At 66.9% G+C, this 21,036-nt stretch carries 20 protein-coding genes; 15 read left to right on the top strand and 5 right to left on the bottom strand.

Annotation, left to right across the window (positions count from 1 at the left end; all coding sequences use genetic code 11):
- Window positions 1-27: 27 nt before the first annotated feature.
- On the top strand, window positions 28-2,334 hold the full coding sequence (locus ACX9OW_RS00090; protein WP_459061715.1) for a hypothetical protein: 2,307 nt from the start codon (window positions 28-30) through the stop codon (window positions 2,332-2,334).
- 78 nt (window positions 2,335-2,412) lie between these two features.
- On the opposite strand, the gene ACX9OW_RS00095 is transcribed toward ACX9OW_RS00090, so the two are convergent.
- Window positions 2,413-3,207 (bottom strand): cytochrome C assembly family protein, encoded by a 795-nt coding sequence (locus ACX9OW_RS00095; RefSeq protein ID WP_053518974.1) that lies wholly within the window; start codon window positions 3,205-3,207, stop codon window positions 2,413-2,415.
- 122 nt (window positions 3,208-3,329) lie between these two features.
- Between ACX9OW_RS00095 and ffh the strand changes: the two genes are divergently transcribed.
- The 11 genes from ffh (at window position 3,330) to ACX9OW_RS00150 (ending at window position 10,862) form a co-directional block, all read left to right on the top strand.
- Entirely contained in the window at window positions 3,330-4,706 is a 1,377-nt protein-coding gene (ffh, locus tag ACX9OW_RS00100; RefSeq protein ID WP_459061716.1) for a signal recognition particle protein, read from the top strand.
- 93 nt (window positions 4,707-4,799) lie between these two features.
- The gene (locus ACX9OW_RS00105) at window positions 4,800-5,234 is read left to right on the top strand and encodes a hypothetical protein (protein WP_197572021.1); all 435 of its coding nucleotides are present in this window, start codon (window positions 4,800-4,802) and stop codon (window positions 5,232-5,234) included.
- Window positions 5,235-5,312: 78 nt separating this feature from the next.
- Window positions 5,313-6,389 carry an NAD(P)H-dependent flavin oxidoreductase gene (locus ACX9OW_RS00110; RefSeq protein WP_346475530.1) on the top strand — a complete coding sequence of 359 codons (1,077 nt, stop codon included), beginning with the start codon at window positions 5,313-5,315 and terminating at the stop codon, window positions 6,387-6,389.
- Window positions 6,386-7,168 (top strand): aminotransferase class IV family protein, encoded by a 783-nt coding sequence (locus tag ACX9OW_RS00115; RefSeq protein WP_459061717.1) that lies wholly within the window; start codon window positions 6,386-6,388, stop codon window positions 7,166-7,168. The genes ACX9OW_RS00110 and ACX9OW_RS00115 overlap by 4 nt, the downstream gene beginning before the upstream one ends.
- Window positions 7,169-7,304: 136 nt before the next feature.
- Complete coding sequence (gene rpsP, locus ACX9OW_RS00120; protein WP_005415733.1) at window positions 7,305-7,565, top strand: 30S ribosomal protein S16; 261 nt, start codon at window positions 7,305-7,307, stop codon at window positions 7,563-7,565.
- Window positions 7,566-7,609: 44 nt separating this feature from the next.
- On the top strand, window positions 7,610-8,122 hold the full coding sequence (gene rimM / locus ACX9OW_RS00125) for a ribosome maturation factor RimM (protein ID WP_053518968.1): 513 nt from the start codon (window positions 7,610-7,612) through the stop codon (window positions 8,120-8,122).
- Window positions 8,123-8,124: 2 nt separating this feature from the next.
- Window positions 8,125-8,883, top strand: a complete 759-nt coding sequence (trmD, locus tag ACX9OW_RS00130; RefSeq protein WP_053518966.1) for a tRNA (guanosine(37)-N1)-methyltransferase TrmD — start codon at window positions 8,125-8,127, stop codon at window positions 8,881-8,883.
- Window positions 8,884-9,037: 154 nt separating this feature from the next.
- Entirely contained in the window at window positions 9,038-9,439 is a 402-nt protein-coding gene (gene rplS / locus ACX9OW_RS00135) for a 50S ribosomal protein L19 (RefSeq protein WP_053518963.1), read from the top strand.
- An 82-nt stretch (window positions 9,440-9,521) separates the two neighbouring features.
- Complete coding sequence (locus ACX9OW_RS00140; protein ID WP_053518961.1) at window positions 9,522-9,902, top strand: DUF6404 family protein; 381 nt, start codon at window positions 9,522-9,524, stop codon at window positions 9,900-9,902.
- A gap of 79 nt (window positions 9,903-9,981) precedes the next feature.
- Entirely contained in the window at window positions 9,982-10,416 is a 435-nt protein-coding gene (locus tag ACX9OW_RS00145; RefSeq protein WP_053518995.1) for a DUF1801 domain-containing protein, read from the top strand.
- Between the two features lie 38 nt (window positions 10,417-10,454).
- The gene (locus ACX9OW_RS00150) at window positions 10,455-10,862 is read left to right on the top strand and encodes a DUF1801 domain-containing protein (protein ID WP_459061718.1); all 408 of its coding nucleotides are present in this window, start codon (window positions 10,455-10,457) and stop codon (window positions 10,860-10,862) included.
- Window positions 10,863-10,881: 19 nt separating this feature from the next.
- Here ACX9OW_RS00150 and ACX9OW_RS00155 read toward each other — a convergent pair whose 3' ends face one another.
- Window positions 10,882-12,339 (bottom strand): MATE family efflux transporter, encoded by a 1,458-nt coding sequence (locus ACX9OW_RS00155; RefSeq protein ID WP_053518957.1) that lies wholly within the window; start codon window positions 12,337-12,339, stop codon window positions 10,882-10,884.
- 62 nt (window positions 12,340-12,401) lie between these two features.
- Here ACX9OW_RS00155 and ACX9OW_RS00160 point away from each other — a divergent pair, with 62 nt between their 5' ends.
- Together ACX9OW_RS00160 and ACX9OW_RS00165 are read left to right on the top strand one after the other, a co-directional pair.
- The gene (locus tag ACX9OW_RS00160; RefSeq protein WP_053518955.1) at window positions 12,402-12,638 is read left to right on the top strand and encodes a hypothetical protein; all 237 of its coding nucleotides are present in this window, start codon (window positions 12,402-12,404) and stop codon (window positions 12,636-12,638) included.
- A 9-nt stretch (window positions 12,639-12,647) separates the two neighbouring features.
- Window positions 12,648-13,055, top strand: a complete 408-nt coding sequence (locus ACX9OW_RS00165) for an RNA-binding S4 domain-containing protein (protein WP_053518953.1) — start codon at window positions 12,648-12,650, stop codon at window positions 13,053-13,055.
- Between the two features lie 108 nt (window positions 13,056-13,163).
- On the opposite strand, the gene katG is transcribed toward ACX9OW_RS00165, so the two are convergent.
- From katG to mutS, 3 genes are all read right to left on the bottom strand, one after another.
- Window positions 13,164-15,404, bottom strand: a complete 2,241-nt coding sequence (gene katG / locus ACX9OW_RS00170) for a catalase/peroxidase HPI (RefSeq protein ID WP_459061719.1) — start codon at window positions 15,402-15,404, stop codon at window positions 13,164-13,166.
- Between the two features lie 147 nt (window positions 15,405-15,551).
- On the bottom strand, window positions 15,552-16,160 hold the full coding sequence (locus ACX9OW_RS00175) for a DUF937 domain-containing protein (protein ID WP_459061720.1): 609 nt from the start codon (window positions 16,158-16,160) through the stop codon (window positions 15,552-15,554).
- Between the two features lie 137 nt (window positions 16,161-16,297).
- Window positions 16,298-18,853: a DNA mismatch repair protein MutS gene (gene mutS / locus ACX9OW_RS00180; protein ID WP_459062447.1), complete on the bottom strand. Its 2,556-nt coding sequence runs from the start codon at window positions 18,851-18,853 to the stop codon at window positions 16,298-16,300.
- 294 nt (window positions 18,854-19,147) lie between these two features.
- Here mutS and ACX9OW_RS00185 point away from each other — a divergent pair, with 294 nt between their 5' ends.
- Window positions 19,148-21,004: an integrase arm-type DNA-binding domain-containing protein gene (locus tag ACX9OW_RS00185; RefSeq protein WP_459061721.1), complete on the top strand. Its 1,857-nt coding sequence runs from the start codon at window positions 19,148-19,150 to the stop codon at window positions 21,002-21,004.
- Window positions 21,005-21,036 lie beyond the last annotated feature (32 nt).

Consider the following 21,036-nt stretch of genomic DNA (forward strand, 5'->3'; position numbering starts at 1 on the left):
CGCTAGACAGGAGCACGTAATCCCCTCATGGACATCTGGAACTGGGTAGAAAAACTGCAGGGCGACCTGCGCCAGGCCGGGCAGGCGCAGAACGCGCACCTGCTGAACCGCCTTGCAGACGACGTCAGCGAGCTGCAGGTCGACCGCGTCGATGCGCTGTTGCCCGAGGCGCGTGCGCTGGGCAAGGCGCTGGACAATCCCTGGGTCGATGTCTACGTCGGCCACTGGGCGCTGCGCAACCGCGTGGGCAACCGCGTCGAAGGTGAAAGTGCACTGGGCGAGGCGGTCGCGCTGTTCGAGCGTGCGCATCGCGAGGACACCCTGGAGTGCCCGCAGTCGATCTGCGTGACCCAGGATCTGGCCGCCTGCTACGGCAACATCGACGGCCCCGGCTGGGTGCCCGAACGGGTCGAGGTCTGCGACGAGACCCTGGCACGCATCGATCCGAGCTGGGCCTGCTTCCAGTGCCTGAGCTGCGAGAAGGCGGACGCGCTGCTGGACGACGATCGGGGCCAGGAGGCGCTGGATTACCTGCAGGCACAGGCCGACGCGATCGAGGCCTGCGGCAAGGAGGTGTTCGACAGCTTCCCGGAGATGCAGATCAAGATCCTTCTGGGCCTGGGCCGCGCTGAGGAAGCGCTGGCGCTGATCGAAAAGCGGGAGGCCGAGGTGGTCGCATCGGGCGAGTATGAGCCGGCCAACTGCACCGTGCCGCGCCGCCTGTCCAAGGCCTGGGCGCTGGCACAGCTGGGCCGCGACGAAGAAGCGCTGCAGCAGATGGTGCCGTGGAGCGAGCTGACGCCGAACTACTGGAGACTGTGGGCGAACACCGCCGCCGCGTTGTGCCGGCGCGATCCGGCGCGCAACACCTGGGACCTGGGTACGCGCTTCAACACCATCATCGAACATTTCGCCCGCGTCGGTTCGCACCGGCTGTTGATCGAGGTGGCTGCACTCAGCCTGGAGCTGGCGCTGCAGCGGGGCGCGCGCTGGGTGGCGCAGCGGCAGCTGGGCCTGGCCCGTGCCCACCTTCCGCAGCTGCGCCAGGACCGCGGCGCGTCCGCGCTGGTGGCCGCCCTGGCTGCACGCGTGGAAAGCCTGCCGGAGGTCGCGCCGTTGCCGGTGCCGGCCACGGAGCTGCTGGCGTGGCTGGAAGCGCGCGGGGAGCAGAACCACGCGCGCGATCCCGAGCAGGAGGCGCAATGGTTGCTGCAGGCCCACGCACAGTGTCCCGATGATGAGCCGTTGGCCGACACGGCGGCTTCGGCGCTCAATGCCTGCGGCGCGCAGGCCGAAGCACGCGCACTGCTGTGGGACTTCGTGGCGGCGCATCCGCAGCACGATGGTGCCGCGGCCTACACGCTGATGCGGTGGCTGGCCGAACAGGGCGATGACGCCGGCCTGCGCCGGTTGGCGGATGTCTTCCGCGACAGCGTGCCGGTGTTCGCCCACTGGTGCGAGGTGCAGCGCGCGCGCCGGGTGTCCGACTGGCCGGCGTTGGAGCTGGCCGCAAAGGCACTGCTGGAGCTGTCGCCGGGATCGCATGGCGCGCGTGGCACGCTGGCCCGCATGTACATGGAGACCGGACGCTTCAGCGATGCCCAGGCCTGCTACGCGCAGCTGATCGAACTGCTGGAGGAGCCCAATGCCGCGCATTGGGACCACATGAGTGCCGCCAGCGCCGCGCATGACTGGGACGCCGTGCGGCGGTCGGCGGCGGCGATCGGCATGGAACTGTCCAGCACCGAGGGTGTGGTCGAAGAGCCGTGGGGCTGGGTGATCATCCGCAGCGAGGAAGAGGGCGAGCCGATGGAGTACTACGCCCGGCGCAGTGGCCCGGTGACCGCCCGCATCGTCGAGAACGCGCCGGCCAACCGCGCCCAGCAGGTGGGTGACTGGGTGGTGTTCGACGCAGCGCTGGTGCATCCGGCACCGGAAGACGAGGAGGCACGCGAGCACTTCATCCCGACCTACGCACAGGTGCATGTGCTGGAGCGGGGCGGCTTCGCCCGCAGCTGGCTGATCGACGGCGCCCATCCGGGTGAGGACGCCTGGAATGCCCTGGTCGAGGCGGTGGAGGCGCAGGGCTGGAAAATCTGGGCCCACAGCCGTCCCGACTACACCGTGACCGACCCGGAGGCCGAGGATGGCACGCTGCCGGGGCTGCTGTTCACCATCGCCCAGCCTCAGGATCACGCACCGCTCGCGCTGCACCGGTTCCTGCAGCAGGCCACCGCCGGCTGGGCACATCCGCTGTGCTGGCTGCGCCTGGCCGAAGCCTGCGACCAGGATCGCCAGCCGCATCTGGACGTGATCGAGCGGTACGGCCTGTAGGCACGCCTCGCTCGCCGGGCATGGCCCGGCGCCACTGCTCTGCGCCGCCGGGCGATGCCCGGCGGACCTGTCATCCGATCAACGGGAGTGTCCGAACACCAGCTCGATCGCGAACTGGCTGCCGAAGAAGGCCAGCAGCAGCAACAGCATGGCCGTCAATGTCCAGTGCACCGCCTTCACCCCGCGCCAGCCGTAGCGGCGGCGGCCGATCAGCAGCACGCCGAAAACGATCCACGACAGCACGCTCAGTACGGTCTTGTGCACCAGCTTCTGTGCAAGCAGGTCATCGACGAACAGGACGCCGGTGACCAGGGTCAGCGTGAGCAGGGCGAAGCCCACCGCGATGACCCGGAACAGCAGCGCTTCCAGATCGGCCAGCGGGGGCAGGGCGCGCAGCCAGGGCCGGAATTCGCGGCGGCGCAGCGCGCGTTCCTGCAGCCACAGCATGATCGCCAGCAATGCCGCGATGCTCAGCGTGGCGTAGGCCAGCAGGGCCAGCCAGGCATGGCTGGCCAACCGCCAGCCCAGCACCTTGCTCGGCTCGTGGCCATAGCCGTGATAGGCCAGCAGCAACAGTGCCGCGAGCGGAAACACCACCACGCCCAGCGCGGACATGCGGCCGCGTGCACCCACCAGCGACGTCAGCCAGGCCATGCCCAGGCCGACCAGCGACAGCGCCGCGAAGAAATGCATGTCCGGCCCGCCGTTCGTGCGCATCGCCACCATCACGTGATAGCCGCCATGCAGCACGATGGCTGGCAGCGCCGGCCACAGCCAGGCGGGCGAACCTACGGCACCATCGCGGCCGAGCGCGCGCACCAGCAGGACGCTGGCGGCCAGGTAGAGCAGGACGGCGATGAGAACGATTGTCATCGTGGCAGTTTCGCATACCCCCGGGGTGCTGGCGACGGCCGCCGTGTCGCAGCCCGGGAGCAGGGGCGGACCGGCTATACTGTGTGCCTTATTCTCCCCCGTTTTCAGACAGGTCGCACCGCATGTTCGAGTCCCTGACCCAGCGCCTTTCCGGCACCATCGAGCGCCTGCGCGGCCGTGGCCGCCTGACCGAGGAGAACATCCGCGAGGCCACCCGCGAGGTCCGCATCGCGCTGCTCGAGGCCGATGTCGCGCTGCCGGTGGTACAGGCGCTGATCGAGCGCATCAAGGTGCGCGCCGTTGGCCAGGAAGTGTTGAAGTCGCTGACCCCCGGCCAGGCGCTGATCAAGGTCGTCCGCGACGAGCTGACCGCGGTGATGGGCGCTGAAGCCAGCGACCTGAACCTCAACGTGCCGGCGCCGGCCATCATCCTGATGGCGGGCCTGCAGGGCGCCGGCAAGACCACGACCGTGGGCAAGCTGGCCAAGCACCTGAAGGAAAAGCGCAAGAAGAAGGTGATGGTGGTCTCGGCCGACGTCTACCGTCCGGCGGCGATCGAGCAGCTGAAGACCCTGGCCGAACAGGTCGGCGTGCTGTTCTTCCCGTCCAGCGCCGACCAGAAGCCGGAAGCCATCGTCCGCGCCGCCATCGACGATGCGCGCAAGTCGTTCGTCGACGTGCTGCTGGTCGATACCGCCGGCCGCCTGGCCATCGACGAAGCGATGATGGCCGAGATCAAGGCCCTGCACGCAGCGGTCAACCCGGCCGAGACCCTGTTCGTGGTCGATGCCATGACCGGCCAGGACGCGGCCAACACCGCCAAGGCCTTCGGGGATGCGCTGCCGCTGACCGGCGTGGTGCTGACCAAGACCGACGGTGACGCCCGTGGCGGTGCCGCCCTGAGTGTGCGCTACATCACCGGCAAGCCGATCAAGTTCGTCGGTGTCAGCGAAAAGCCGGACGGCCTGGATGTGTTCCATCCGAACCGCATCGCCAGCCGCATCCTGGACATGGGCGATGTGCTGTCGCTGGTCGAGCAGGTAGAGCAGCAGGTCGACAAGGACAAGGCGGCCAAGCTGGCCGAGAAGGTCGCCAAGGGCAAGAAGTTCGACCTGAACGACATGCGCGACCAGCTGGAGCAGATGCAGAACATGGGCGGCATCGGCGGCCTGATGGACAAGCTGCCGGGCCTGGGCAACATCCCGGACCACCTCAAGCAGCAGGTCAGCCAGGGCAAGGAAGTGCCACGCATGATCGCCATCATCAGTTCGATGACCAAGAAGGAACGGCGCAACCCGAACCTGCTCAACGGCTCGCGCCGCGCGCGCATCGCCAAGGGCTCGGGCGTGACTCCGGCCGACGTCAACAAGCTCATGAAGCAGTACATGCAGATGGAAAAGATGATGAGCAAAATGGCCGGCGGCGGCATGAAGGGCATGATGCGCAGCATGAAGGGCATGATGGGCGCCATGGGTGGCCGCGGCATGCCGTTCCGTTGATTTTCACCGGCGGGCGCGTGCGTGTCGGGATCTGCACTTGCGCGGCCGCTGCCGAATTGCTTGACTACCTGCGTGTCTGACAAGGGAATGTTCATGAACAGAACCATCATGGTGATCGCGCTGGCCTTTGGGCTGGTCGCATGCAAGGACGACACGTCCGTCTCGCAAAAGGCTGGCAGCGCCATCAGCGGTACGGCGGCGGATTTCGTCGCGGGACTCGGTGAAGGCGTGGACAAGCGCATGAACGTGACGCTGCAGGCCGATCCAGGCCTGGCTGCGCGCGGCCTGACCATCACGTTGGGCAAGAGCCGTGGCATGGGCTCCAAGGAGGCCGCGGTGTATGTGGTGGCTGACAAGGCCTTCAATGGCAAGCTGGTTGCGCGGGCACTGGACGCTGAGGGCTCCGAGATCGGTCGTGCCTCGGCTGATGTCGAATTCGCCGCCGACGACGCACGCTATGTGACTTTCCAGTTCAACGAGGAAATGGACAGCCAACTGGTCCGCAGCTACGCGGTGGCGGCGCGCTGACCTCCACGGTCGGATCTACGGATCAGACCGTGACGACTGGCGTATGCTGGGCGGCGACCTCTCCCGCAGGTATGTCGCGTGAACGCATCGCCGATTCTTGAACGCGCCGACGCCTTCTGTCGGCGTTTTTCATTGCAGCTTCCGATCCTCCTCGCCCCCATGGCCGGTGCCTGTCCGGTGCCGTTGTCGGCGGCGCTGGCCAATGCCGGCAGCATGGGCGCAATGGGCGCGGTGCTCTCCTCGGCCGCCGATATCGGGCGGTGGATGGATGAGTTCCGGGCCATCTCCACCGGCCCGGCGCAGGTGAACCTGTGGTTGCCGGACCCGGCGCCGACGCGCGACGTGGTCGCCGAATCCGCCAGCCGTGCCTTCCTCGCGCAGTGGGGACCGGAGGTGCCGGCCAGTGCGGCCGATGCCACGCCAGCCGATTTCGAGGACCAGTTCGCTGCGTTGCTGGCCGCGCGCCCGGCGGTGGCCTCGACCATCATGGGCGTGCTTTCCCCCGCGCATGTGCAGCGGTTGAAGGACGCCGGCATTGCCTGGATCGCCTGTGCCACCACGCTGGCCGAAGCGCGGGCTGCACAGGACGCCGGGGCCGATGCGGTGGTGGCACAGGGGGCTGAAGCCGGTGGCCATCGCGGGGCCTTCGATCCGGCGCTGGCCGAACGCCAGTTGGTCGGCCTGTTCGCACTGCTGCCGCGGCTTACGGACCATCTTCAAATTCCGGTGATCGCGGCCGGTGGCATCGCCGACGGGCGTGGCATCGCCGCGGCATTGACGCTGGGTGCCAGCGCGGTGCAGATCGGCACCGCGTTCCTGCGCACACCGGAGGCAGCACTGGCGCCGGCCTGGGCCGACGCGCTGGCGATCACGGAACCGGAGGATACCTGGCCGACGCGCGCGTTCAGTGGCCGACTGGGCCGCGGCCTAGCAACGCCCTATGTACGCGCCGCTGCGGCGGCCGGTGCGCCGGCTCCGCGCCCGTACCCGGTACAGCGTGGACTGACCGGGCCGATGCGCGCGCAGGCCACACGCGAGAACCGGCTGGCGGCGATGCAGGCCTGGGCCGGGCAAGCGGCGTGGATGGCGCCGGCCCAGCCGGCCGCCGACGTGCTGCGCGGCATGTGGGAACAGGCGCAGGCGCTGCTGCGATGATGCTGACCTGCAACGGCCAGCCGGCGCAGGTGGAGGATCTGCTGCCGGCGCTGGTGAATTACGGTCACTTCACCTCGCTGCAGGTGCGTGGCGGAGCAGTGCAGGGATTGGACCTGCATCTGGCTCGACTGTTGCAGGCCACACGTGAACTGTTCGGCAGCGAGCTGGACACGGCGCAGGTGCGCGGCTGGATGGCGCAGGCGCTGCAGAGGGCCGGTCTTGCCGACGCCTCGCTGCGGGTGACGGTGTTCTCGCGTCACTTCGACTTCCGCGATCCACTGGCCCGCGTGGCGGTCGATGTGCTGGTGGCGGTATCCGCGCCGGTATCGCTGTCCGCGCCGCGGCGCGTGCGCAGCGTCACCTGGCAGCGGGAGCTGCCGCAGATCAAGCACGTCGGCACGTTCGGCCTGTTCGCGCAGCGGCGCGCGGCGATGGCCGACGGGTTTGACGACGCGCTTTTCGTGGACACGCAGGGGCACGTCAGCGAGGGCACGACCTGGAACGTGGCCGTGCATGATGGGCACCAGCTGATCTGGCCACGCGCCGCCGCGCTGCGGGGTACCGCAGAGGCCCTGCTGCGTGAGCATTGGAACGGACCGCAGCTGTGCCGGCCCCTGCCGGCAGGCGCCCTGCATGGAGTGCAGGCTGCGTTTGCCTGCAACGCCAGCGGACTCTGGGCGCTGCAGAGCATTGATGGGCGGGCCCTGACCGGCTCGCTGGCGTTGGCTGAACAGGGCCGGGCGGTACTGGCCGGCGTGCCGTGGCAACCGCTTTCCTGAACGGATGCATGGCCTGCCGGCCGCCGGGCATGGCCCGGCGCTACCGTGACGCATGGGGTTGGCTCGGTCACGCTCTGCCGCTATAATCGCCCGCTTACCTCGCCATCCTGGCGACTGGGCAATAGGAAAACACACCATGGTCAAGATTCGACTGACCCGCGGCGGCGCCAAGAAGCGTCCGTTCTACCACATCATCGTCACCGACGTGCGCAGCGCGCGCGACGGCCGTAACATCGAGCGCGTTGGCTTCTACAACCCGGTCGCCCAGGGCGCCGAGAAGCGCATCGAGCTGGATCTGGCCCGCGTTGACCATTGGGTCAAGAACGGCGCCCAGCCGACCGACAAGGTCCGCAACCTGATCAAGGAAGCGACCAAGTCCCAGGCCGCTGCGGCCTGATCCTGACGGGCCACGCTCCGGCGTGGCCCTCCTGGTTGAAGCAGATGAAAGATATCGAGCGCCGCATCCTGCTGGGCAGGATTGTCGGCGCTTTTGGTGTGCGCGGCGAGATCAAGCTCGAGTCCTGGACCGAGCCACGTTCCGCCATTTTCCGTTACCAGCCATGGATCGTGCGCAGTCCGTCCGGCGTGGAAACCACGATTGAAGGTGTGCGGGGTCGCGACAGCGGCAAGCACCTGGTCGCGCGTTTCCCCGGCGTCGAGGACCGTGACGCGGTCGAAGCCATGCGTGGCACCGAGATCTATGTGCCGCGCAGCGCGCTGCCGCCGCCGAATCCGGATGAATATTACTGGGTCGACCTGGAAGGCCTGGACGTGAAGACGACCGAGGGCGTTGCCCTGGGCCAGGTCTCGCACCTGTTCAGCACCGGCGCCAACGACGTGGTGGTGGTCCGTGGCGACCGCGAGCGGATGATCCCGTTCGTGCTGCCGGACTTCGTCGTTTCGGTGGACTTCGAGGCGAACCTGGTCGTGGTCGACTGGGATCCCGAGTTCTGAGCATGCGTTTCGACGTCATCACCCTGTTCCCCGAGTTCCTCGCCCAGTCTGCTGGACTGGGCGTGGTCGGACGCGCGCAGGAGAAAGGGTTGTTCAGCCTTCACGGCTGGAATCCCCGTGATTACGCCGAAGGCAACTACCGCCGGGTGGACGACCGTCCCTTCGGCGGTGGCCCGGGCATGGTGATGCTGATCGAACCGCTGCAGGCCTGCCTGCAGGCGATCCGCAATGCCGATCCGACCCCGGCCAGGGTGATCTACCTCAGCCCGCAGGGGGCGCCGTTGACCCAGGCCAAGGTCCGTGAACTGGCGGCGCTGCCGCGCATGGTCCTGCTCTGTGGGCGCTACGAGGGCATCGACGAGCGCTTCCTGGAAGCCAATGTCGACGAGGAGATTTCCCTAGGCGACTACGTGCTGTCCGGCGGCGAGCTGGGCGCAGCGGTCATCATCGACGCCGTGGCCCGCCTGCAGGAGGGGGCCCTGAACGACGCTGAATCGGCGGCACAGGACAGCTTCGAGGGCGACCTCGGCCTGCTCGACTGCCCGCATTACAGCCAGCCGGCCCAGCACCCGCTGGGTGACGTGCCGGAGGTGCTGCGCTCGGGCAACCACGCGGCCATCGCCGCCTGGCGCCGCCAGCAGTCCCTGGTCCGTACCGCCCAGCGGCGCCCGGACCTGCTGGATGAACAGGCGCTGGGCAAGACCGACCGCAAACTGCTGGAGCAGGGCCGTCAGGCCCGGAAACAAAAGGCCAGCCCCTAGCGCAGGGCTGGCGTTATCGGCTATCATGGCCAATTCCCGCCGGCCCCGGCTGGCGTGCGCAGTACCCAAAACAAACGTGCAGCACAGTCCGGTGACTGCATGAGCCTATGTTGTCGAATCGACACGCCCACCCGAACAAGAATCGGTGTAACCCATGAGCAAGCTGAACAAGTCCATCGTCGCGGAATTCGAATCCGCCCAGATCACCCGCGAACTGCCGAAGTTCAGCCAGGGCGACACCGTTGTCGTCAACGTGAAGGTGAAGGAAGGCAACCGTGAGCGCGTGCAGGCCTACGAAGGCGTTGTGATCGGCACCAAGAATGCCGGCCTGAACTCCTCGTTCACCGTCCGCAAGATCTCGCACGGCTACGGCGTCGAGCGCGTCTTCCAGACCCACAGCGCCATCATCGACTCGGTCGAAGTGAAGCGCCGCGGCAAGGTCCGCGCCGGCAAGCTGTACTACCTGCGTGGCCTGGAAGGCAAGGCTGCCCGCATCAAGGAAGACCTGGCTGCCGCTGCGCAGGCCAAGGCTGCCCGTCTGGCCGAAAAGGCCTGATAGACAACTCCGGTTGTTGCCGCGACGGCCGCCTTCGGGCGGCCGTTTGCGTTTGTGCTCCTGCATCCGCTAGGTTCGTGCGATGAACAAGAACGACCTGCGCTATCCCGACCGCATCCGCGCGGCGCTTCGTCTGCTGGACGACAAGGGGCTGCCGCGCGCGCAGTCCGCACCGTTGCTGCATCGGACGCTGTGGCGGATGGGTGTCGCTGTGCCGCCGCCGATCCTGGCCGGTTTCCGCATCAACGCGCTGGTGCAGGGGCTGCTGTTCGGCCTGTTCTGGTGCGCCCTGATGTGGCTGCTGCTGTGGCAGGGCGGTGAGCGTCCACTCGGCCTGCTGCTGGGTGCCGGATTGCTGGCGGGCGGCCTGTTCGGTGTGGTGATGGCGCTCCTGATGCGCTCGCTTCAACGCCAACGACAGCTGCCCGAATGGCGCCAGTTCCTGGCCTCGCTGGCGGACTGAAGCGATGGCGCAGTGCGCCGTGACCGCAGGCTGCCGATGGCGCTAGTCTGCGGCTTCATTCCCATGCATGCGCCGTGCGATGCCTTCCAAGCGAGCCGCACCTTCCACTGCACCCAGGCTCCTGTCCGGGGGAAATCCGCAGATCGCCAAGGGCGAGGGTGATGCGCCGGTGCAGGCGTACATCGCCGCCATGCCGGACTGGAAGCAGCCCATCGGCGCACGCCTCGACGCACTGATCGGCCAAGCCGTGCCCGGCGTGCACAAGGCGGTGAAGTGGAACTCGCCGATGTACGCGGTGGCCGCCGATGCCGGCTGGTTCCTCAGCTTCCATTGCTTCGCCCGTTACATCAAGGTTGCGTTCTTCCGCGGCGCGGCCCTGCAACCGATGCCACCGGAGCCGTCCAGAAGCGCCGATACCCGCTACCTGCACATCACGCAGGAGGGCATGCTGGATGAAGCGCAGTTCCTCGAGTGGGTCCGCCAGGCCGCTGCATTGCCCGGCGAACGCATGTAAGCCCGCCATTCCGGACGTTCCGCCGACGAGAGCACACGATGACCACGCATGCACCGAACCCCGACGACGCCGGAACACCCGCGGCCGCACTGATCGATGCGCGCATCGCGGAACTGGGTGACTGGCGCGGTGAAACGCTGGCACGCGTTCGGGCGCTGATCCATGAAGCGCTGCCGGAGGTGCAGGAAACCTGGAAATGGCGGGGCGCACCGGTATGGGAGCATCACGGCATCCTGTGCACCGGTGAGACCTACAAGCAGGCAGTGAAGCTGACCTTCGCCCAGGGGGCGGCCTTGCCAGACCCGAAGCGCCTGTTCAACGCCAGCCTGGAAGGCAACACGCGGCGCGCGATCGACATCCATGAAGGCACCATGCCCGATGCCACGGCGTTCAAGACCCTGATGCGCGCGGCGGCCAAGCACAACGCCGCGAAGAACAAGCGGTAGCACCGGGCCATGCCCGGCGCTACCGGGTCACGGCATCCGGGTCCGCCACCGGTGACGGTGGGCAGGCGGGAATCTCCGACGGTGTGGCAATCGCCTCGGCCTTCGCGGGTGTGCTGATCATCTTCGCCTTGCGCCATCCCCCCCAGCGGTAGTACGCCAGCGACAGCAGCATCGACACCAGAGAACTGACCGGGAAACTCCACCAGATTGCATCTGCGCCCCAATAGGGCTGCAGCAGTTCGGCGAACGGAACGCGCACGCCCCACAGTGACGCGGCCAGGATCAGCAGTGGTGGAATCACCGCACCCGTCGAGCGCACCACGCCGGAAATCACGAAGCTCACGCCGAAGAACAGGAACGAGCCGACCACCACATGGTTGAGGTGGCGCGCGATCTGCAGCGACTCGCTGCCCTGCGGCAGGAACAGGGCCAGCGAGTACTGGTCCAGCAGCACCAGCGGCAGGATCAACGCACCGGTCAGCAGGAAATTGAACAGCACGCCCTTGCGTGCGGTGCCGCGGACGCGATCCCACTGCTGGGCACCCACGTTCTGTGCGGCCATCGTCGAACAGGCCGCGCCGATCGCCATCGCCGGCATCTGCACGTAGTTCCACAATTGCAACGAGGCGCCATAGGCCGCCGCGGTTTCGGTGCCGTACTGGTTGACCATGGTCATCAGCAGGATCACCGACAGCGAGATCAGCACCATCTGCAGGCCCATCGGCACGCCTTTGACCACCAGTGCCTTCAGGATGGTCAGGTCCAGCTTGAACAGGCGCATGTCGGCGCGACCCAGCCACAGCGTGTGGCGCTTGTGCCGCATGTAGAGCAGCAGGCCGCCCAGCGAGAGGGTCTGCGACACCAGCGTGGCCCAGGCCGAACCGGCGATGCCCAGCTCCGGGAACGGACCCATGCCGAAGATCAGTACCGGATTCAATGCGATGTCCAGCACGACCGACAGCAGCAGGAAGCGGAACGGCGTACGCGAGTCACCGGCACCGCGCAGCGCGGCGCTGAGGAAGGCAAAGGCATACAACGTCGGCATTGCCAGGAAGATGATGCGCAGATAGGCCTCGGCCAGTGGCAGCGAGGCCGCCGGCGTGCCCATCGCCGCCAGCAGCGGATGGGCCATGAACCAGCCGGCGATGGCGATGATCGCCGACAGGCCGATGAAGAACGTGGCACTGGTGCCGACCACGCGCCGTGCCTGGGCGATATCCCGTGCACCGATGGCCTGGCCGATCAGGATGGTGGAGGCCATGCCGAAGCCGAACACCGAACCGATCAGGAAGAACATGATGTTGTTGGCGTTCGCGGTGGCGGTCAGTGCCGCTTCGCCGAGGAAGCGCCCGACCCATACCGCGTTCACCGAACCGTTCAGCGACTGCGCGATGTTGCCCGCCAGGATCGGCAGCGAGAACAGCAGGAGATTGCGGCCGATCGGGCCGGCGGTCAGGTCAAGCGGCGCTTTGGCCATGGGGTGGTGATCGAATCCCGGGAGGCGCACACTAGCACCAAGCCGGTTCGCGGGGTGTGGCAATGCATCAACGACAGCAGGTGAGGTCGATGACGTTGGCCTTGATTGGCGGCCTGTTGGCCGCATGTTCGTCGGGAGACCGGCTGGGCGATACCCAGGTGCGGCCGACCGACCGCCCCGAATGTCTGGTCGGCAGCCAGCGCCAGGATCTCGCTGCCGGAGCACCGACCCTGATCGGGGGCAGCGGCTGCCGCACCGACCCCGACAATCCGCGCCCCCTGAACAAGCGAACGGAGTAGTACCTGCCGATGCCTGAGCTTTCCCCGCTGTCGCCCAGTGTCCGTCTGGACATCTGGTTGTGGGCGGCCCGTTTCTTCAAGACCCGCAGCCTGGCCAAGCAGGCCATCGAAACCGGCAAGGTCAGCGTGGCCGGTCAGCGGCCGAAGTCCTCGCGCGCGGTGCGCGTGGGTGAGCACCTGCAGGTCGATCGCGGCGAGGAGCATTTCGAGATCCAGGTGATGGGCCTGAGCGACCAGCGCGGGCCTGCCCCGGTCGCGCACCAGCTGTATGCCGAGAGCGAGGCCTCGAAGGCACGGCGCGCCGAGCAGCGCGCACTGCGCATCGCCGCGCGCGACGGCTTCCAGCCACCGGAGCACAAGCCGGACAAGCGCGCGCGGCGTCTGATCCGCGCGCTGGGCGACATCGACGCGCTGTAACGCGAACGCCCCCAAGGCAGCGCCGGGCCATGCCCGGCGAGCCCTTCAGTGGTAGCGCCGGGCCATGCCCGGTGGGCCTTCCGACAGCAGCGCCGGGCCTGCCGGTGATCAGCCGTGCAGGTCGTAGCGGTCCAGCTCCATCACCCGGGTCCACGCCGCGACGAAGTCCTGCACGAACTTCTTCTCGCCGTCTGCACTGCCATAGACCTCTGCCAGCGCACGCAGCACCGCATTGGATCCAAATACCAGATCAGCACGGGTGGCGGTCCAGCGTGCGGCGCCGTCGTTGCGGCTGCGGCCTTCGTAGGTTTCACGACCGGTGGCCTTCCACTGCGTGCCCATGTCCAGCAGGTTGACGAAGAAGTCGTTGCTGAGTGTCCCGGGCCGATCGGTGAAGACGCCGTGCGCGCTGCCATCGGCATTGGCACCCAGTACGCGCAGGCCACCGACCAGCACGGTCAGCTCCGGGGCGGTCAGCGTCAGCAGTTGCGCCCGGTCGATCAGCAGCGCTTCGCCCGGAACGCTGTAGGCGCCCTTGAGGTAGTTGCGGAATCCATCGGCCGCCGGTTCCAGCACCGCGAACGATTCCACGTCGGTCTGCTCCTGGCTGGCGTCGGTACGGCCCGGCGTGAACGGTACGCTGATGTCGTGTCCACCGGCCTTGGCGGCCTGTTCGATGCCCACGCCACCGGCCAGCACGATCAGGTCGGCCAGCGACACCTGCCTTTCACTGCCGGCATTGAACCCGCTCTGCACCTTTTCCAGCGCGGCCAGCACCTTGGCCAGACGGGTGGGCTGGTTTACCGGCCAGTCCTTCTGCGGTGCCAGGCGGATGCGCGCACCATTGGCGCCGCCCCGCTTGTCCGAGCCACGGAAGGTGGAGGCCGATGCCCAGGCCGTGGAGACCAGTTCAGGGACGCTCAGGCCGCTTGCGGCGATCGCCTGCTTCAGGGTGGCCACATCCCTGGCATCGATGAGCGGGTGCTTTGCGGCCGGCAGCGGATCCTGCCAGATGAACTCTTCGGCCGGCACTTCCGGCCCCAGATAGCGCGCGCGCGGCCCCATGTCGCGATGGGTCAGCTTGAACCAGGCGCGCGCGAACGCATCGGCAAACGCCTGCGGATCGGCCAGGAAGCGGCGCGAGATCTTTTCGTAGGCGGGATCCATGCGCAGCGACAGATCGGTGGTCAGCATGGTCGGGCGGTGCTTCTTCGAGGCGTCGTGCGCATCGGGAATGACCGCCTCGGCATCCTTGGCCACCCATTGATGCGCGCCGGCCGGACTTTTGGTCAGTTCCCATTCGTACTTGAACAGGTTCTCGAAGAAGTCATGGCTCCACTGCGCTGGAGTACGGGTCCAGGTGACTTCCAGGCCACTGGTGATGGTGTCGCCGCCCTTGCCGCTGCCGAAGCTGTTGGCCCAGCCCAGGCCCTGGCTCTCCAGATCGGCCGCTTCAGGCTCCTTGCCGACGTTGTCTGCCGGGCCGGCGCCATGGGTCTTGCCGAAGCTGTGCCCGCCGGCGATCAGCGCCACCGTTTCTTCATCGTCCATCGCCATGCGGCCGAACGTGTCACGGATGTCATGTGCAGCCAGTACCGGGTCAGGATTGCCGTCGGGGCCCTCGGGATTCACATAGATCAGGCCCATCTGCACTGCGGCCAGCGGGTTCTCCAGCTTGCGCGAATGCACGTCGCCATCGGCATCGTCATCGGACACCAGCACGCCGTGGGATTCCACCACGCCCTCGGAGCCATGCTTGTAGCGCACGTCACCGCCCAGCCATGTGGTTTCGCGGCCCCAGTACACATCCTGATCCGGTTCCCAGGTATCGGGACGGCCACCGGCGAAGCCCAGTGTCCTGAAGCCCATCGACTCCAGCGCGACATTGCCGGTCAGGATAAGCAGGTCGGCCCAGGAGATGGCCTGGCCGTACTTCTGCTTGATCGGCCACAGCAGGCGTCGCGCCTTGTCCAGGCTGACGTTGTCCGGCCAGCTGTTGAGCGGAGCGAAGCGCTGCTGGCCGCGGCCGCCGCCACCGCGGCCATCACCGATGCGATAGGTGCCGGCGCTGTGCCACGCCATGCGGATGAACAGGCCGCCGTAGTGACCGAAATCGGCCGGCCACCAGTCCTGCGAGTCCGTCATCAGTGCTTTCAGGTCTGCCTTCAGCGCGGCATAGTCCAGGCTCTTGAACGCCGATGCGTAATCAAAGCCGGCATCGAGCGGGTTGGAGCGCGCGGAATGCTGGTTGAGCAGGTCCACGCGCAGCTGGTTCGGCCACCAGTCGCGGTTGGTCGTCGCGTCACCGACGACGGCATGGTTGAAGGGGCACTTCGCTTCGCTTTTCATGGGTCTCTACCTGTGGACTGGCGAAAGGTGGAATCGGGGGAGGCCCGACCCACATTAGGTGGCGCCTGTGGATCGGTAAATTCGATTGATTCAACCAATGCGATAGTGGCTGTCTATTAGGTCCGGGGCTTGTACGGGTGTGTGCGATCAGCGCTTGAGCAACCCCGAGCCGAGCTTCAGCAGGTCGCTGGCCCCGAACTGGCCGTCGCCGTCCTGATCGAGCACACCGCCCAGCATGCTGCCGATGCCGCCGGGCTGCTGCGCCTCCTGGCCGAGGGCGCTGCTGAGTTCGCTGGCGTTGCCCTGCTGGGCGAAGCGCTGGGCCAGGAAGGACATGACGATGGGCGCAAGGATCGCCAGCAGCTTGCCGGAGGTGCCGCTGTCCAGGCCGGTCTTCTGGCCAAGCACCTGCGCGGCCTGCGGCTGCTGGCCACCGAAGATGTGGCCGAGGATGCCGGCCCCATCGGTGGCGCCGCTGCCGCCGCCACCCATCACTGCGCCGAGGATGCTGCCGAGGTCGAAGCCGCCACCCCCACCAGTGCCCAGATGGTCACGCTGCAGCGCATTGAGCAGGGACTGCGCGCCCTGCGGCTCGCTGGCGTTCTGGCCCATTGCGCCCAGCAGCAGCGGCAAGGCGCTGCCCACCGCCTGGGTGGTCTGGCTGCTGTCCAGGCCGAGCTGCTGGGAAACCTGCTGCAGGCCTTGCCCCTGCTGCAGCTGCTGGAAGAGGGATGCGGCGAGGGATTCGGTGTTCATGGCGGTCTCCGTTCTGTGAAGGAAGGACCGCCCGAGCATAACGCCGCCTGCACGACGGAAATGCGAAGGCTGCCGGGCGCAGGCTCGCTCTGACCGGGGGCGGGAGGGGGGCCGGCGTTGCGCCGGTCCCATGTCGGTTACAGCAGTGACTTCAGCCGATACAGCGCTTCCAGCGCCTGTTTGGGCGTCAGTTCGTCCGGATCGATGGCGGCCAGCGCCTCCTGCGCCTTGCTGGACGGGGCATTGAACAGGCCGAACTGCTGCGGGGCATCCAGCGCCCGAGGGGCCAGCTCCGCCGCATGGCTCTCGCTGCCCCGTTGTTCCAGTTCGGCCAGGCGCCGCCGCGCCTGTGCCACGGTCGATCGAGGCAGGCCGGCCAGCGCGGCCACCTGCAGTCCGAAGCTGCGGTTGGCCGGGCCGTCTTTCACAGCGTGCATGAACACCAGCGCTTCGCCATGCTCGACCGCATCCAGGTGCACGTTGGCGATACCGCTGCGGCCGCCCTCGTGCTGCTCGTCGGCCAGCGCGGTCAGCTCGAAGTAGTGGGTGGCGAACAGCGTGTAGCAGCGGTTCTCGTAGGCGAGGTGGCGGGCCACCGCGTCGGCCAGGGCAAGGCCGTCATAGGTGGAGGTGCCGCGGCCGATCTCATCCATCAGCACCAGCGAATGTGGGCTGGCGTGATGCAGGATGTAGCTGGTCTCGGCCATTTCGACCATGAAGGTCGACTGCCCGCGGGCGAGATCGTCGCCGGCGCCGATGCGGGTCAGGATGCGGTCGATCGGGCCGATCACGGCGCGGCTGGCCGGTACGAAGGAGCCGATGTGGGCCAGAAGCACGATCAGTGCATTCTGCCGCATGTAGGTGGATTTACCGCCCATGTTCGGGCCGGTGATGACCAGCATCCGGCGGTCCGGGTGCAGGTCCAGATCGTTCGGCTCGAAGGGCTGCTCGCGCACGGCTTCCACGACAGGGTGACGGCCGCGCTCGATCTTCAGGCAGGGTGCCGTTTCCAGTTCCGGGCGCGACCAGTCCAGTGCCTGCGCGCGCTCGGCGAATGCGGCCAGCACATCCAGTTCGCTCAACGCGGCGGCACACTGCTTCAGCGGCTCCAGCTGTGCGCCCAGCGTGTCCAGCAGCTGCTCATACAGGAACTTCTCGCGCGACAGCGAGCGGTCGCGCGCGGACAGTACCTTGTCCTCGAACGCCTTCAGTTCTTCGGTGATGTAGCGCTCGGCGTTGGTGAGGGTCTGGCGGCGCGTGTAGTGCACCGGTGCGCGGTCGGCCTGGCCCTTGCTGATCTCGATGTAATAGCCGTGCACACGGTTGTAGCCGACCTTCAGTGTGGCAATGCCGCTGCTTTCGCGCTCGCGCCGCTCAAGGTCGACCAGGAACTGGTCGGCGTTCGTGGAGAGGCGTCGCAGCTCATCCAGCTCCTCGTCGAAGCCATCGGCCAGCACGCCGCCATCGCTGAGCTTCAGCGGCGGCATTTCAGCGATGGCACGCGCGAGCAGCTGCGCGCAGTCGTCATGCTCGCCCAGCGCGGCGTACAGCGCCTGCAGGCGTGGCGAGTCCAGCGGCGCCAGCACGTCGCGCACCGCAGGCAACAGGCCCAGGCCATCGCGCAGTGTCGAGAAATCGCGGGGGCGTGCCGAGCGCAGGGCGACGCGGGTGAGGATGCGCTCGAGGTCACCCAGGCGACGGAACTGTTCGCGGATGTCGCCATCGCTGCCGCGATCGATCAGCGTCGCTACCGCATGGTGGCGCTGTACCAGCACCTCGCGCAGGCGCAACGGGCGATGCAGCCAGCGACGCAGCAGGCGGCCGCCCATCGGCGTGACGGTGCTGTCGAGCACGCCCAGCAGGGTGTTGCGGGTATCGCCGTCGACCCGCGTATCCAGCTCCAGGTGGCGGCGGGTCGCAGCGTTCATGGCGATCGCCTCGCCGGCGGTTTCCATCGCGATCGAGGTCAGGTGCGGCAGGCGCTGCTTCTGGGTTTCTTCGACATAGCCGAGCAGGGCGCCTGCGGCGGCCGTGGCGCGTGGCTTGTCGTCGATGCCGAAGCCGCTCAGGTCATGCAGCTTGAAGAAGGCCAGCAGCTGCCGACGACCGCTGTCCGCATCGAACAGCCATGGCGCGCGGCGACGCACACCGCTGCGCTGGCGCAGGAAGTCCGGCCAGTTCTCCTCGTCCGGCACCAGCAGCTCGGCCGGCTCCAGGCGTGCCAGCTCGGCTTCCAGCGCGTCGTCGGTGTCGACTTCGTTGACCAGGAAGCGGCCACCGGCGAGGTCGGCCCAGGCCAGGCCGTAGCCCTGCCGGGTGCGCGACAGGGCCATCAGCAGGGTGTCGCGGCGTTCGTCGAGCAGTGCTTCGTCGGTGACCGTACCGGGGGTGACGATGCGGACCACCTTGCGCTCGACCAGCCCCTTGGCCAGGGCCGGGTCGCCGATCTGCTCGCAGATCGCCACGGATTCGCCCAGCGCCACCAGCCGTGCCAGGTAGCCTTCGTAGGCATGCACGGGCACACCGGCCATCGGAATCGGGGCGCCGCCGGAACTGCCGCGCTGGGTCAGGGTGATGTCGAGCAGGCGTGCAGCCTTTCGTGCATCGTCGTAGAACAGTTCGTAGAAGTCGCCCATGCGGAAGAACAGCAGCAGATCCGGGTACTCGGACTTCGCTGCGAAGAACTGCTTCATCGCAGGCGTATGTTCCTTGGATCCCTTGGTGTTGCTGTTGTTTTCTTTAATATCAGTCACTTGTTGTCTGCGTTATTCGGGGCGGTGGCGGCCAGTAGGGGCGGATGAGGGCGAGTGACGGTGTTTTATGTAGCGACAAGGTAGCGAAGGGCGAGGAATGGTGTGGGGCCGGGTGTAGCAACGGCATGTAGCAACGGCCGCTGGCGTGCGCTACTGTAGCAACACTGGCACCCGGAGGGGCATGCGTTGAAGAGTCCAGAGTCGAGCAATAGGGCCGGTTCGCTCAAGTTTAGTTTGACCTACGCCCAAGTGCTGGGGTTGTCGGTCCACAAAGGCCCGGCCTTGGATGCGCAAGGAAAGGTTCGCTTGGTCCCGCGCCCGGAAGGCAAGGCTTACGTGGTGCTGGACGGTGGGCCGGGGGCTCCCACGGGGTTTGGTTTCCGGGTCGGTTCCACGATGACCACCTACGTGGGCCAGAAGCGAGGGCCCACGGGCACGCCGATCCGCTTCACCTTGGGCAACGTCAGCGACATGGGGCTGGACGAGGCCAGGAAGGCGTGCAGGGAGCACCTGGCGCTGCTGAAGGAAACGGGAAAGAACCCCGTCCACGTCAAGCGGCAGCAGTTGCTGGAAACGCTGGAGAGAGAATCGGAAAAGGAGTTCGGGGATCTGACCTTGCGCGAGGCATTGGAGCGTTACATCGCCCACTTGGACGCGCGCGCAAAGAACAAGAAGATCAAGCCGGCCAGCGTGGACGCGGTGCGGGACAGTTTGGCCCGCCTTTCGCGCCCCACGGTCGGGTTGGCGGACAAAACCTTGAACCAACTGCAGTTGGAGGTCATCCAACAAGCCTTTGATGCTTGCCGGATCAGTTCCATGCAACTGTCCAATCGCATCCCCCGAGACATGAGCAAAAAGCTGGCGGAAGTGGAGGATTGGGCCAAGCTCACCGTTTCCCAGCTGGAAGCGTTGGGGATCACGGGCAAATACATCCAGCGTGTGCGAGCAGCAGGGTTGAGTTCAACGGAACACACGTTTTCAGACGCCAGACGAGCGGTGGATTTCCTCATCGATGAGGAAAGAGCCCGCGATCATCAGTTTGGCCGACCCCAACGCCAGTTCTACAACCCGTTGGTGGTCATCCATACCCGGGACATGCTCCGAGAAGCGCACGAACTGCGCAATCATTACAGCCGCGCGCAGGTTCGCAACCCCCTGGACGACAAAACCCTGCCCAAGGTTCTCAAAGCCATTGCAGCACGGCGGGACGAACAAGGCGGGCGCAATGCGGCCGGGGCGGACTACCTGCTGCTGACCTTGCTTTGGGGAACACGGCGCAGCGAGGCTGCTCCGTTGCGCTGGTATGACCGTTGCACGCCCGGGGAGTTGTCGCAGGAAATGGTGTCCTGGGTCTGGCTGGCGGGGCCAGAGGACATCAACCCGACCACCAAGCGGGCGGGCAGCCAGGTCTACCTTTTCGAGACCAAGAACAAGGAGCAGCGGTTCTTGCCCGTCACCTACTTCGCCGAGCGCGTCCTGCAGCGGCGCTTCAACGAGCGCGCGGACGACACAGGGGCCAGGCAGGGATTGGAGGCCGCCAAGGCCGCGCTGAGCGCCGCGAGCAAGCGAGGCGGACAAAGAGTGCTGATCGACGCCTTGGAGGTGGCAGTGGCCAATGCTGAGCATGCGTTGGATCGAACCCGATTCGTCTTTCCGGCAAGGTCCCGGCGCAGCAAAACCGGTCACTACTCCGACAGCAAGTCCATCATCGCCAACGTGCGTCGCGACGCTGGGCTGGTCGATTTGCGCGAGGCGGTGGACATTGGCCTGACCCCCCACGACTTGCGTCGCACCCTGGGGCGCTATGCCGAACGGATTCACGGCACCAAGGCCCGGGTCGTGTCGCAGATGCTTCACCACCGGATCAAGGACAAGGATTCCGCGGCCACCGACGCGATCTACACCGAGCAGGAGTGGTCGGTCCTGCGTCAAGCGTTTGCCGTGGTGGAAGAGCACATGATGGCGAGCAGTCCCCGGGTCTGGAACCGCTGGAAAGGCACGGACAAGCCGAGGCTGGATGAGGTCAATGACCCGCCAGTGACGATTTTCGCAGCACGCAACCAGAAGGTGGCGCTCGATGACGAGGATTGAGCCCGTTCGCACCGAAGAGGCGTTCCAAACCA

This window comes from Stenotrophomonas genospecies 5, from assembly GCF_054473825.1.

What these genes read in the sequence shown, in the direction of transcription:
- ACX9OW_RS00090 (WP_459061715.1), top strand. Translation starts at nt 28, where the DNA reads ATGGACATCTGGAACTGGGTAGAAAAACTGCAGGGCGACCTGCGCCAG.
- ACX9OW_RS00095 (WP_053518974.1), bottom strand. Translation starts at nt 3,207, where the DNA reads ATGACAATCGTTCTCATCGCCGTCCTGCTCTACCTGGCCGCCAGCGTC.
- ffh (WP_459061716.1), top strand. Translation starts at nt 3,330, where the DNA reads ATGTTCGAGTCCCTGACCCAGCGCCTTTCCGGCACCATCGAGCGCCTG.
- ACX9OW_RS00105 (WP_197572021.1), top strand. Translation starts at nt 4,800, where the DNA reads ATGAACAGAACCATCATGGTGATCGCGCTGGCCTTTGGGCTGGTCGCA.
- ACX9OW_RS00115 (WP_459061717.1), top strand. Translation starts at nt 6,386, where the DNA reads ATGATGCTGACCTGCAACGGCCAGCCGGCGCAGGTGGAGGATCTGCTG.
- rpsP (WP_005415733.1), top strand. Translation starts at nt 7,305, where the DNA reads ATGGTCAAGATTCGACTGACCCGCGGCGGCGCCAAGAAGCGTCCGTTC.
- rimM (WP_053518968.1), top strand. Translation starts at nt 7,610, where the DNA reads ATGAAAGATATCGAGCGCCGCATCCTGCTGGGCAGGATTGTCGGCGCT.
- trmD (WP_053518966.1), top strand. Translation starts at nt 8,125, where the DNA reads ATGCGTTTCGACGTCATCACCCTGTTCCCCGAGTTCCTCGCCCAGTCT.
- rplS (WP_053518963.1), top strand. Translation starts at nt 9,038, where the DNA reads ATGAGCAAGCTGAACAAGTCCATCGTCGCGGAATTCGAATCCGCCCAG.
- ACX9OW_RS00140 (WP_053518961.1), top strand. Translation starts at nt 9,522, where the DNA reads ATGAACAAGAACGACCTGCGCTATCCCGACCGCATCCGCGCGGCGCTT.
- ACX9OW_RS00145 (WP_053518995.1), top strand. Translation starts at nt 9,982, where the DNA reads ATGCCTTCCAAGCGAGCCGCACCTTCCACTGCACCCAGGCTCCTGTCC.
- ACX9OW_RS00150 (WP_459061718.1), top strand. Translation starts at nt 10,455, where the DNA reads ATGACCACGCATGCACCGAACCCCGACGACGCCGGAACACCCGCGGCC.
- ACX9OW_RS00155 (WP_053518957.1), bottom strand. Translation starts at nt 12,339, where the DNA reads ATGGCCAAAGCGCCGCTTGACCTGACCGCCGGCCCGATCGGCCGCAAT.
- ACX9OW_RS00160 (WP_053518955.1), top strand. Translation starts at nt 12,402, where the DNA reads ATGCATCAACGACAGCAGGTGAGGTCGATGACGTTGGCCTTGATTGGC.
- ACX9OW_RS00165 (WP_053518953.1), top strand. Translation starts at nt 12,648, where the DNA reads ATGCCTGAGCTTTCCCCGCTGTCGCCCAGTGTCCGTCTGGACATCTGG.
- katG (WP_459061719.1), bottom strand. Translation starts at nt 15,404, where the DNA reads ATGAAAAGCGAAGCGAAGTGCCCCTTCAACCATGCCGTCGTCGGTGAC.
- ACX9OW_RS00175 (WP_459061720.1), bottom strand. Translation starts at nt 16,160, where the DNA reads ATGAACACCGAATCCCTCGCCGCATCCCTCTTCCAGCAGCTGCAGCAG.
- mutS (WP_459062447.1), bottom strand. Translation starts at nt 18,853, where the DNA reads ATGAAGCAGTTCTTCGCAGCGAAGTCCGAGTACCCGGATCTGCTGCTG.